Origin of the sequence: Streptomyces sp. L-9-10 (assembly GCF_004151105.1) — a bacterium.
GTDB lineage: Bacteria > Actinomycetota > Actinomycetes > Streptomycetales > Streptomycetaceae > Streptomyces.
The window spans coordinates 38,085-48,879 of record NZ_PHRF01000061.1 but is presented as its reverse complement, the minus strand read 5'-3'; the positions used below and the strand labels follow the sequence as shown (position 1 = coordinate 48,879).

General features: G+C 69.7%; 12 protein-coding genes. 5 read left to right on the top strand and 7 right to left on the bottom strand.

Annotated features, from left to right (window positions below):
• Positions 1–333: 333 nt before the first annotated feature.
• Complete coding sequence (locus CU044_RS16610; RefSeq protein WP_129769370.1) at positions 334–1,224, top strand: cellulose-binding protein; 891 nt, start codon at positions 334–336, stop codon at positions 1,222–1,224.
• 24 nt (positions 1,225–1,248) lie between these two features.
• Here CU044_RS16610 and CU044_RS16605 read toward each other — a convergent pair whose 3' ends face one another.
• Positions 1,249–2,964, bottom strand: a complete 1,716-nt coding sequence (locus CU044_RS16605; RefSeq protein ID WP_240045647.1) for an MFS transporter — start codon at positions 2,962–2,964, stop codon at positions 1,249–1,251.
• 426 nt (positions 2,965–3,390) lie between these two features.
• Here CU044_RS16605 and CU044_RS16600 point away from each other — a divergent pair, with 426 nt between their 5' ends.
• The 3 genes from CU044_RS16600 (at position 3,391) to CU044_RS16590 (ending at position 7,332) form a co-directional block, all read left to right on the top strand.
• Positions 3,391–4,179: an ABC transporter ATP-binding protein gene (locus tag CU044_RS16600; protein WP_129769369.1), complete on the top strand. Its 789-nt coding sequence runs from the start codon at positions 3,391–3,393 to the stop codon at positions 4,177–4,179.
• Positions 4,176–6,752 carry an ABC transporter permease gene (locus CU044_RS16595; RefSeq protein ID WP_129769368.1) on the top strand — a complete coding sequence of 859 codons (2,577 nt, stop codon included), beginning with the start codon at positions 4,176–4,178 and terminating at the stop codon, positions 6,750–6,752. Before CU044_RS16600 ends, CU044_RS16595 begins: the two co-directional genes overlap by 4 nt.
• Positions 6,753–6,990: 238 nt before the next feature.
• Positions 6,991–7,332: a hypothetical protein gene (locus CU044_RS16590; protein WP_129769367.1), complete on the top strand. Its 342-nt coding sequence runs from the start codon at positions 6,991–6,993 to the stop codon at positions 7,330–7,332.
• A gap of 127 nt (positions 7,333–7,459) precedes the next feature.
• On the opposite strand, the gene CU044_RS16585 is transcribed toward CU044_RS16590, so the two are convergent.
• The 3 genes from CU044_RS16585 to CU044_RS16575 form a co-directional block, all read right to left on the bottom strand.
• Complete coding sequence (locus CU044_RS16585) at positions 7,460–8,137, bottom strand: class I SAM-dependent methyltransferase (RefSeq protein ID WP_129769366.1); 678 nt, start codon at positions 8,135–8,137, stop codon at positions 7,460–7,462.
• Positions 8,138–8,206: 69 nt separating this feature from the next.
• Entirely contained in the window at positions 8,207–8,428 is a 222-nt protein-coding gene (locus tag CU044_RS16580; protein WP_129769365.1) for a DUF397 domain-containing protein, read from the bottom strand.
• A 14-nt stretch (positions 8,429–8,442) separates the two neighbouring features.
• The gene (locus CU044_RS16575) at positions 8,443–8,997 is read right to left on the bottom strand and encodes a helix-turn-helix transcriptional regulator (protein ID WP_129769364.1); all 555 of its coding nucleotides are present in this window, start codon (positions 8,995–8,997) and stop codon (positions 8,443–8,445) included.
• 144 nt (positions 8,998–9,141) lie between these two features.
• Here CU044_RS16575 and CU044_RS16570 point away from each other — a divergent pair, with 144 nt between their 5' ends.
• Complete coding sequence (locus tag CU044_RS16570; protein ID WP_129769363.1) at positions 9,142–9,477, top strand: hypothetical protein; 336 nt, start codon at positions 9,142–9,144, stop codon at positions 9,475–9,477.
• A 9-nt stretch (positions 9,478–9,486) separates the two neighbouring features.
• Here the strand turns inward: CU044_RS16570 and CU044_RS16565 are convergent, their stop codons facing one another.
• From CU044_RS16565 to CU044_RS16555, 3 genes are all read right to left on the bottom strand, one after another.
• Entirely contained in the window at positions 9,487–9,903 is a 417-nt protein-coding gene (locus tag CU044_RS16565; RefSeq protein WP_129769362.1) for a PIN domain nuclease, read from the bottom strand.
• Positions 9,900–10,133 (bottom strand): type II toxin-antitoxin system VapB family antitoxin, encoded by a 234-nt coding sequence (locus CU044_RS16560; protein WP_129769361.1) that lies wholly within the window; start codon positions 10,131–10,133, stop codon positions 9,900–9,902. The genes CU044_RS16565 and CU044_RS16560 overlap by 4 nt, the downstream gene beginning before the upstream one ends.
• A 155-nt stretch (positions 10,134–10,288) precedes the next feature.
• Positions 10,289–10,735 carry a nitroreductase family deazaflavin-dependent oxidoreductase gene (locus CU044_RS16555; RefSeq protein WP_129769374.1) on the bottom strand — a complete coding sequence of 149 codons (447 nt, stop codon included), beginning with the start codon at positions 10,733–10,735 and terminating at the stop codon, positions 10,289–10,291.
• Positions 10,736–10,795: the final 60 nt, after the last annotated feature.

Genomic DNA, 10,795 nt, shown 5'->3' with positions numbered 1-10,795 from the left:
CGAGCAGACGTCCTCTTCGCCATGCTCCGAGACGGCACCTTCTACGAACCCCAACCCGCCCCCACGGGTTGACGAAACCCATAGGGGCACCCCCCCGCGACACGCGGGGGGCGCCCCGGCCGTTCCGCGTCTCCGCCTCTCCCGCCCGTCCGGGTCTACACGCCTCGACGTCCGTACGTTTCCGGTTTTCCGCCTTTCCACCTTTTCGGGGTCGATGCCGCATCCTTGACCGGGGTGGTTGGGCGGAGTGTCGTGGTATGGGCACTTCGGCTCGCTCCAGCAGGATTGTGCCGGATGGCGTTCTGTGTCGTGTGTCGGAGAGGGGCTTCAAGGATGGTTGCCGCACCGTTGTCGGCTCATGGCTTCGTGCCCGTACGTGGCCGTGGCTACCGCCCCGAGCAGGTCGAGCGGGAGGTCACGGCGCTGTTCCGGGACCGTGACGACGCCTGGGAACGCGTGGCGCGGCTCACCGTCCTCGCCAAGGAGATGGAGGCCGAGGCGGAGCTGCTCCGCGAGCAGGTGGCGGCGCTGCCGCCGCAGACGTACGAGAAGCTCGGCCGGCGCGCCCAGCAGATCCTGGCCCTGGCGCGGCAGGAGGACGAGACGGTACGGACCGAGGTGCGCGAGGAGTCCCAGGCGGTCCTCGACTCGGCGCGTGCGGAGGCCGAGCGGGTGCGCGAGGCGGCGCGTCAACGGGCCGACGCCGTGCGGGCGGAGGCGGACGCGTACGCCGAACAGGTCCTGCGCGCCGCCACGGGCGCGGCCGAGGCGGCGCGGGCCGAGGCGCGGCGCGAGGTCACGGCGCAGCGTGCGGAATCGCTCGCCGCCCTCAAGGAGGTGCGCCGGCGCACTCAGCGGGTGATCGATGAGCAGGAGCAGAAGCAGGGCGAAGAACTGGCGGCGACGGAACGGGAGTTCGCCGACCGCGACGCCGCGTCGCGGGTCGAGCACGACGAACTCGCCGCGTACGCCCAGCTCCAGCTGGTGGCGGCGCAGCGGGCCTTCTCCGAGGCGGGCGAACAGGCCCGGCACGGCCAGGAGGACGCGGCGGCGCGCGCCGGGGAACTGCTCGCGCGGGCGCACGCGGACGCGGACGGCGTGGGGCGCGAGACCGAGCGGCTGCTGCGGGAACACGAGGAGACGCGCGAGGAGATGCAGGCGCACATGGCGCACGTACGGAACACGCTGGCGGCGCTCACGGGGCGCGCACCTGCGGAGGGGTGACGGGGGTGGCCCCGGAATCCGGGGCTATTCCGGATCCTTGAGTACGGGGAACCGCCGGGGGGCCACGAAGATGAGCACCAGCAGGGAGATGGCGGCGGCGCCCGCCGCGCCCAGGTAGACGTAGTCCACGGCGGAGTCCATCGCCCGGCGCAGATAGTCCGCCGCCTCGGCGGTGAGTGTGGCCGGGTTCTCCAGGGCCTTGGAGACGGAGTCGAGGTCCCCGGGGAGTCCGGGCATGGGGGCGTCGGCGAGGCGGGCGGCCATGACGCCGTTGGCCACCGCCCCGAACAGGGCGGCGCCCACGCTCTGGCCGACCTGGCGGTAGAACAGTATGGACGCGGTGGCCGTACCGCGTTCCGACCAGCCCACGGTCGACTGGACCCCGATGATCAGGGGCAGTTGGAACATCCCGAGCGCGGCGCCGAGCAGCAGCATGATCAGTGCAGGCTGCCAGGGCCGGCCGGGATAGGGGAGGAGCGGGAAGGCGAGCAGGACCAGCAGGGCGAGGGAGATCCCGGTGATGGCGGTGAGCCGGAAGCCGATGCGGTTGTAGAGGCGGCTGGAGAACGCCGCGCTGATGGGCCAGCTCAGCGTCATGGCGGAGAGGACGAAGCCGGCGGCTATCGGGCCGAGTCCGAGTACGGACTGCGCGTACGTGGGGAGGAAGACCGTCGGCGCGACCATCAGCAGGCCGAGGGCGCCGAGGGCGAGGTTGACGGCCGCGATGGTACGGCGGCGCCAGACCCAGCCCGGGATGATCGGGTCCGAGGCGCGGCGTTCGATGACGACGGTGACGGCGGCGAGGACCGCGCTGCCGCCGAGGAAGGCGAACGACGGCGCGGAGACCCAGGGCCAGGCGACGCCGCCCTGGACGAGGGCGGTGAGCAGCAGGGCTCCGGTGGCGAAGACGGCGAGCGCGCCCGCCCAGTCGACGCGGCGGCGCGGTGCCCGGTCGACGTGGCGGCGCGGTGCCCGGTCCGGGACCGCCGCCCGGGTGGAGGCGGCGCGGTCCGGTTCCCGCAGGTAGGTGATGACGAGCCAGAGCGCGACCGCGCCCACCGGCAGATTGATCAGGAAGATCCAGCGCCAGTCCGCGTATCCGGCGAGCAGCCCGCCGAGGGCGGGACCGGCGATGGACGAGGTGGCCCAGACCGTGGACAGTCTGGCCTGGATCTTGGGGCGTTCCTTGAGGGGGTAGAGGTCGGCGGCGATGACCTGGACCGTGCCCTGGAGCGCGCCGCCGCCGAGCCCCTGGACGACGCGGAAGGCGATCAGGGAGGCCATGTTCCAGGCGGTGGCGCAGAGCAGTGAGCCGATGAGGAAGAGGATGATGCCCGCGATCAGGACGGGCTTGCGGCCGAAAGTGTCGGAGAGCTTCCCGTACACGGGCAGGGTGACCGTCACGGCGAGCAGATAGCCGGAGAACAGCCAGGAGAAGACGGCGAATCCGCCGAGGTCGCCGACGATCTGCGGGACGGCCGTGGAGACGATGGTGCCGTCGAGCGCGGCGAGCGCCATGCCGAGCATCAGGGCGGCGACGACGGGGCCGCGACCGCGCGCCCGGCCGTCCTTGCCGGGCGGTGCGGCTGTGGGCGCGGCGGCTGCGGGCGGTGCGGGCGTCTGCGGTGGGGCGGTCGGGGGTGACGGCGTGGGTGCGGCCGGCGGTGCGGCCGACGAGGCCGCCTCGGGTATCGCTTCGGTACGTCCGGAGTCCTCGGTACTTCCGCCGGCGCCGCTCACGGGATCCCTTCCCTATGCCTTCCCTATGCATGTATCTCCAGGGGAACAGCCTCTCACCCGGGCCTCTCCCGGGGGAGGCCCGGGGCGGGCCCGGGTGAGGACCCGCACTCCACCCACCCACCCACCCATCCACCCATCCATCCCTCCACCCTCCGTTCAACCTGGAGGAGGAGTCCCCTAGGGGCTCCTCCCTACTTCCGCCCAGGGGCCGTTCGTCCCGCCGGACGACGAGGAAACGGTGGCTGGTTCTTTACGTTGGTCCTACCGCCGCGAGGGCCCGTGAAGGGGGCCGGCCGCAGCAGGAGGGTGGGGAAAACCCCAGGTGAAGACTGCGCTGTACCCCAGCGCGCCGGGGCCCCGCAGGCAAGCAGACTCGGACCGCACCCGACGAACACTCGGCGCATTCACCGATATAGGAGACGTACCGTGACAACGGCTGTGACCATTCCCAGGCACGGGGGTACTGGAGGGCGTACGGCCGTCGCGGCGCGAGCGCGGCAGGTCGTCAAGGCGTACGGCGCGGGGGAGACCCGGGTCGTGGCGCTCGATCATGTCGATGTGGACATCGACCGGGGGCAGTTCACCGCGATCATGGGCCCGTCCGGCTCCGGCAAGTCGACACTGATGCACTGCCTCGCGGGGCTGGACACGGTGACCTCGGGTGAGATCCATCTGGACGAGACCGAGATCACGAAGCTGAAGGACAAGCGGCTCACCCAGCTGCGCCGGGACCGGATCGGCTTCATCTTCCAGGCGTTCAACCTGCTGCCGACGCTCGACGCGCTGGAGAACATCACGCTGCCCATGGACATCGCCGGCCGTAAGCCGGACGGCCCGTGGCTCCGCCGGGTCGTGGAGACGGTGGGTCTCGCCGACAGGCTCTCGCACCGGCCGACCCAGCTGTCGGGCGGTCAGCAGCAGCGGGTCGCGGTGGCCAGGGCGCTCGCCGCCCGGCCCGAGATCATCTTCGGCGACGAGCCGACCGGGAACCTGGACTCGCGCGCGGGCGCCGAGGTGCTGGGCTTCCTGCGCCGGTCGGTCGACGAACTGGGCCAGACGATCGTGATGGTGACGCACGACCCGGTCGCCGCCTCGTACGCGGACCGGGTGCTGTATCTCGCGGACGGCCGGATCGTGGACGAGATGTTCCGTCCGACGGCCGACGCCGTGCTCGACCGCATGAAGGACTTCGACGCCCGGGGACGTACGTCATGACCGTCCTCAGAACCTCCCTGCGCAACTTCTTCGCGCACAAGGGGCGGATGGCGCTCTCCGCCGTCGCCGTCCTGCTGTCGGTGGCGTTCGTCAGCGGCACCCTGGTGTTCACGGACACGATGAACACGACGTTCGACAAGCTCTTCGCCGCGACGTCCGCGGATGTCACGGTCAGCCCCAAGGCCGCCAAGGGCGTGGACGAGACGTCCCAGACCGGCAAGCCCGAATCGCTGCCCGCCTCGGTCATCGAGACGGTGAGGGCGGCGGACGGGGTGAAGTCCGCCGAGGGCGCGGTCAGCAGCACGAGCGTGACCGTCGTGGACGCGGGCGACAAGAACGTGGGCGCGAGCAGCGGCGCGCCGACGATCGCAGGCAACTGGACGCGCAATGACCTCCGTTCGATGGAGATCACCTCGGGCCACGCGCCGCGCGGGCCCACCGAAGTGATGGTCGACGCCGACACCGCCGAGAAGCACCATCTCGCGCTGGGCGACGAACTGCGCACCATCGCGGTCACGGGTGACTTCCGCGCGAAGATCTCCGGTATCGCCGCCTTCACCGTCACCAACCCCGGTGCGGCGGTCATCTTCTTCGACACGGCGACCTCCCAGCGTCAACTGCTCGGGGACACCGGCCGGTTCACCCATGTCAATGTCACCGCGGCCGAGGGTGTCGGGGACAGCCGGCTGAAGCGGGACGTGGCGGGCGCCCTCGGCGGCGGCGCGTACAAGCTGCAGACGCAGAAGGAGGCCGCGGACGCGAACCGCGCGGATGTCGGCTCCTTCCTCGATGTGCTGAAGTACGCGATGCTCGGCTTCGCCGGGATCGCCTTCCTCGTCGGCGTCTTCCTGATCGTCAACACGTTCTCGATGCTGGTCGCGCAGCGGACCCGTGAGATCGGTCTGATGCGGGCCCTCGGCTCCAGCCGTCGGCAGGTCAACCGCTCGGTGCTGCTGGAGGCCGTGCTGCTCGGGGTCTTCGGCTCGGTCGCCGGGGTCGGTGCCGGGGTGGGGCTCGCCGTCGGACTGATGAAGCTCATGTCGTCCATGGGCATGGATCTGTCCACCGGGGATCTGACGGTGAAGTGGACGACGCCGGCGATCGGGCTGGTGCTCGGTGTCGTCGTCACCGTCGTCTCGGCGTACGTTCCGGCCCGTCGGGCCGGGAAGATCTCCCCGATGGCGGCCCTGCGCGACGCGGGCACACCCGCCGACGGCCGGGCCGGATGGATCAGGGCGGCGATCGGTCTGGTGCTCACCGGGGCCGGCGGCGCCGCGCTCCTCATCTCGGCGCGGGCCGACGAGGCCGCTGAGGGGTCGGTCTTCCTCGGGGCGGGCGTGGTCTGCACGCTGATCGGCTTCGTCGTGATCGGTCCGCTGCTCGCGGGCGGTCTGGTCCGGGCGCTCAGCGCGGTGGTGCTGCGGATGTTCGGACCGGTCGGCCGGATGGCCGAGCGCAACGCGCTGCGCAACCCGCGGCGTACGGGAGCGACGGGCGCCGCGCTGATGATCGGGCTCGCGCTGGTGGCCTGTCTGTCGGTGGTCGGGTCCTCGATGGTCGCCTCCGCGACCGACGAGCTGGACAAGTCGGTCGGCGCGGACTTCATCGTCCAGTCCGACAACGGCCAGCCGATCATGCCGCAGGCCCAGGCGGCGCTGGAGAAGGCGCCGGACATCGCGCATGTCACCGAGTACAAGTGGGTCGACGTCAAGGTGACGGCCCCGGACGGGACGACGGAGTCCGACGGCATCGTCGCCGCCGACCCGACCTACGCCGAGGACCTGCGCCGCGAGACCGTCGCGGGTGAGCTGTCCGCCGCGTACGGCGAGGACGCGATGTCGGTGGGGGACGCCTACGCCACGAAGCACGGCATCGGACTCGGTGACCGGATGTCGGTCGTCTTCCCGGGCGGGAAGAGCGCCGAGCTGACGGTCGCGGCGATCACCTCGGACGACACGAATGTCGACAAGGGCGCGATGTACACCAACATCACCACCGCCCAGCGGTATGTGCCGGCCGACAAGATGCCCAAGAACCTGATCATGTTCGCGGCGGCCGAGGAGGGCAAGGAGAAGGAGGCGTACTCCGCCCTCAAGGACTCGCTCGCGGCCTACCCGCAGTACACGGTGCAGAACCAGACCGACTTCAAGCAGGACTTGAAGGACCAGATAGGCCAACTGCTCAATATCGTCTACGGTCTGCTGGCGCTCGCGATCATCGTCGCGGTGCTGGGGGTGGTGAACACCCTGGCGCTGTCGGTGGTGGAGCGGACCCGTGAGATCGGTCTGCTGCGGGCGATCGGGCTCTCCCGTCGCCAACTGCGCCGCATGATCCGGCTGGAGTCGGTGGTCATCGCCCTCTTCGGCGCCCTGCTCGGACTCGGGCTCGGCATGGGCTGGGGCACGTCGGCCCAGAAGCTGCTGGCCCTGGAGGGGCTCGGCGTCCTGGAGATACCGTGGCCGACGATCCTGACGGTCTTCGTGGCCTCGGCCTTCGTCGGACTCTTCGCCGCGCTGGTCCCGGCCTTCCGGGCCGGTCGGATGAACGTACTGAACGCGATCGCCACCGAGTAGAACGGTACGGTGGAGGCTCCGGCCTCGGTGGGCGTTCCTCCAACGTCCACCGGGGCCGGAGGGCATTATCACCGCGTCACGGTGTTGTCCGTCAGAACGTGCGCGGGCGGGGCGAGTTCACCCTTACGAGGGGTTGTAGCGTCATGTAACCGACCGGACACTGAGAGCGACGGACTCTCTCGGTCGGACGGATCCGACCGACATCCCGGGCCCGCTCAGAATGAGAGAGGGGACCGCTGTGTCCACAACCAACGCACCGGAAACCAACGCAGAGGTGGCGGCCAGGACGGACGGGCTCGCGGTGGCCGGCGGCAATGTCGCCGACCTGTGGCGAGGCTGGGTCGTCTGGGGCGCGTACAGGGGCTGGGTCAACTTCCCCGTCACCTGGAACGTCATCAACCCGAACTCGACGGTCATCGTCACCGCCTCCGAGGTCGACGCCAACGGCGTCCGCTTCATCGGAGCCGCCCCCATCACGGTGACGGGGATCGCCCCCGGCTCCGGAATCGTGACGGCCAAGATCAACATCGCCTGGGACACCCCGCTCCGTATCCGCACGGACGTGACCGTCCTCAACTGAACCGGCCCCTGAGGCGGAGGGTTTGACGCCGTCCGGTATCTCTCCGCAAGCGGCCCCGCACCGGCCGGAGCGCCCAGCTCCGGCCGGTTTGCGCGTTCCCCGCGAGTTCTGGACGTTTGCTCTCCGCTTACGGGAGCCGAGCGACGGCGGCACGGACGATCAGGGTCCCGATGTGGCCGGGAGCCGGCGCGTCGAGTACCTGTGCGTCCACTTCGGCGAACCCGGCAGTGAGCAAGAGCGCTTTCCACGCGGCGGGCGTGTAGCTGTAGCGGTAGGTGTACATCGCCTTGCCCGCGAAGCCCCCCTTGTACATGCCCTGCGCGCCGGACGTGCCGGGGATGGCCGGAGGGTGGGAGAAGACCAGGACCCCACCGGGGTTGAGCCGACGGGCGATCAGCGGAAGCAATTCCTCCGGGTCCGTGAACCAGGCGGCGCCGAAGATGGAATAGACGGCGTCGTACGTCTCCGTATCGTTTCGCAGGTGTTCCGTCACCTCAGCACAGACGAACCGGGAACCTCCCGGACCCCAGCGCTCGGTGATCCGCTCGACCATGACCGGGGAGAGGTCGACGCCAGTCGTCTTGACGCCTCGCTGAGCGAGATGGGCCAGGGCCCTCCCCGCCCCGCACCCGATCTCCAGAGCTGTCCCGGGGGAGCCCAGCAGTTCGGGCCCCGGCCCGTGACCGGCGTACTGTGTCCAGCCGAAGACGGGCTCGGAGTCGAGTACTTTCTCCGTGACGCTCCGGGACTGGGCGTACGTGTCCCAGAGTTCACGTTCGTGGTCGATGTTGTGGTGTGCGGGCAACGCGCTTCCTTTGTTCCTCGTCGACCTCGAACCCGCCCTTGCGTAACTCTTCGGCGGTCCGCATCACGTTCAGGCGTCGATGCCGGGGCCGGGGTCGGCGGCGAAGTGGTCGAACTCGCCTGCTTTGACGCCGAGTATGAAGGCGCGGAGCTTTTCGGGGGTGGTGGTGACGATGACGTCGGGCTCGTCGCTCTCCTGGATCTTGATGGAGCCGTCGTCGGCTGCGGCGAGGTAGACACACCCGTTCGCCTCGCCGCTGAACGTTGACTTCTGCCAGTGGAGGGCAGACATGCGCGTTCCTCTTCTCACAACTCTGCCGCGACCCGGTGAATCAGATCTCGGGACTTCGATGGTTCGAGGCTACAACTCTCCATACGGTCCAGAACCGTCCGGTACTTCGCCAGATGCGGTTGGGTATCGAGGAACGCGGCCCCATGATCGGTGTCGAGTTGGACCGTGTCCAAGGAGGGCACCACGTCGCGAATGACCGCGTGGGCATGTGCTCTGGTCTGGAGCAGCCCCGGCAGATGGACCACCGACGAGGCGTACATCGACGTCGCGTGGTGCTCCAGCTCCGCTAGGTCGATTGTGTCCGGCGGCAGCATGTCGCGGTACTCGTCCCACCAGCCGCGCGTCCGTCCCCCGGTCATCTCCGTCAGCGCGTTGATGTACGCCTCATCCGTACAGCTGTAGCCCCGCGCCAGGGCCCGGACTCGGTCCGCGCCCACTGCGTAGCGTCCCGACTCGATGCTGCTGATGCGTGGTTGGGAGGAGCCGTCGAGAACACCTGCCTGCGCCGTGCTCAGGTCCGCCTGCTGGCGGAGCCTGCGCAGCTCGGCGCCGAGGCGCCGCTGCCGCACCGTGGCCGGAGGATTGAATCATAGCGTCGTGGTTGGGGTGTGAAGCACGCCACTTCAACTGGCCGCGCCTCACGGCGCCTTACTCGCCATGCCCAACGGCATCAGCCGGGCTGGCGTCACCCCCCCTACAGACAGGGGAAAACCATGATGCCCGTATCGCCGCAGAGCCCTGCCCCGGAGCCGCTCGACTTCGCCCGGGAGGTCTACGAACTCGTACGTGACACGGCGCCACGCCTCTTCGCGGTCGTGGTGGAGTTCCGTCCAGGCGCGGAGGAAGCCGATGCCTTCGTCGTCGCCTGGGGCCTCGCGTACGCGGACGGCGCCGCCGAAGCCGTCGCGGTGGAGGGGCGCCGGCGGTGGAGCCTCGCCGCCGCCGAAAACGTCTTGCGGTACTTCGGCCGGGCGAAGGACTGTTCGCCTCGCCTGGTGTGGCTCACGCCGTCGGGCGTTGACGGGGACGTCCGTGACCGGGCCGCTTGACAGGGGCGCCTACCGGTCCGCCGTCCCGGGATCCACCACCCAGCGCATGGTCTGCCCGGTGATCTCACGGATCATGTCGAAGTCGCCGTCATAGTGCAGCACTGTCAGGCCGCGCCGTTCCGCCACAGCGGCGATCAGCACGTCGGAGAGCGAGAGCGCCCGATGGAAGCCCCGGCGCAGGGCCTCGCGCTGGAGCCACAGGGCACGCTCGTGCTCCTCGTCGTTGCAGGGCGAGTAGTCGAATCCGCGGAGGCTGAGGCGGATGCGGGACGCGTCCTGTTTGGTGCGCGCGCTGTAGACCATCTCGTACTCGACGACCGCGCAGGTCGTCAGGAGGCCGCGGTCGTTCAGGTCGTCCAGCACCTCACTCACCGCGGGCTGTCCCCATCGGGCCAGGGCCGACTTGTCCGCGAGGAAGACGCTCACGCAGCGGTCTTCCGGTCCCGGGGGCGAGAGCCGGCCGGGCCGGTGTTCTCGATGATCTCGCTGAAGTCGAGTTCCCCGGACTTCACGGCATCGGCGAACTCCTGACGCAGACGCCGTTTCACGGCATCCTCCATGGCGGCGCGTACGGCTGCCGCTTTGGTCTTGGTGTCGTACAGCCGCATGGCTTCCTCGACGATCTCGTCGTCGAGATCGATAACGGTGCGAGACATGGCCTCTCCTTCTTCCCTCCACGCATGAGACTGAAATGATATCGCCGACGCGCGTGCGACAGTATCGTTTCCTCTCGGATCGCTCATTCGTGGGGGCCGGGACACCCCGGTGCCCCGGGGCGGTAGGCGTCCCGGGGCACAGGCGGGGCAGCTCGTCAGTGGGGGGTCGGGGAGGGCTCCAGGATGAAGACGGGGATCTCGCGGTCCGTCTTCGTCTGGTACTCGGCGTACGGCGGGAACGCCTCGACCGCGCGGTTCCACCACGCGGTCTTCTCCTCGCCGGTGACCTCGCGGGCGATCATGTCCTGACGCTCGGGGCCGTCCTGGAGCTCCACCCGGGGGTCGGCCGTGATGTTGTGGTACCAGACCGGGTGCTTGGGGGCGCCGCCCATGGAGGCGACCGCCGAGTAGACGCCCTCGTGCTCCACCCGCATCAGCGGGCTCTTGCGGATCTTGCCGCTCTTCGAGCCCCGGGTGGTGAGGACGATGACGGGCAGGCCGTTCAGCGTCGTCCCCTCCGTACCGCCCGAGCTCTCGTACACCTCGACCTGCTCGCGTGCCATCTGCATCGAGCTGGGCTCGTACTCACCCTCAAGAGGCATGCTCATCCATCCCATCATCGGAATCCGGCATCGGACGTCGCGCCGGTCGCGGCCCGCGTC

Excerpts from the sequence above, each read along its gene's own strand:
- CU044_RS16610 (WP_129769370.1), top strand. The coding sequence starts at position 334 with ATGGTTGCCGCACCGTTGTCGGCTCATGGCTTCGTGCCCGTACGTGGC.
- CU044_RS16595 (WP_129769368.1), top strand. The coding sequence starts at position 4,176 with ATGACCGTCCTCAGAACCTCCCTGCGCAACTTCTTCGCGCACAAGGGG.
- CU044_RS16580 (WP_129769365.1), bottom strand. The coding sequence starts at position 8,428 with ATGTCTGCCCTCCACTGGCAGAAGTCAACGTTCAGCGGCGAGGCGAAC.
- CU044_RS16570 (WP_129769363.1), top strand. The coding sequence starts at position 9,142 with ATGATGCCCGTATCGCCGCAGAGCCCTGCCCCGGAGCCGCTCGACTTC.
- CU044_RS16560 (WP_129769361.1), bottom strand. The coding sequence starts at position 10,133 with ATGTCTCGCACCGTTATCGATCTCGACGACGAGATCGTCGAGGAAGCC.
- CU044_RS16555 (WP_129769374.1), bottom strand. The coding sequence starts at position 10,735 with ATGCCTCTTGAGGGTGAGTACGAGCCCAGCTCGATGCAGATGGCACGC.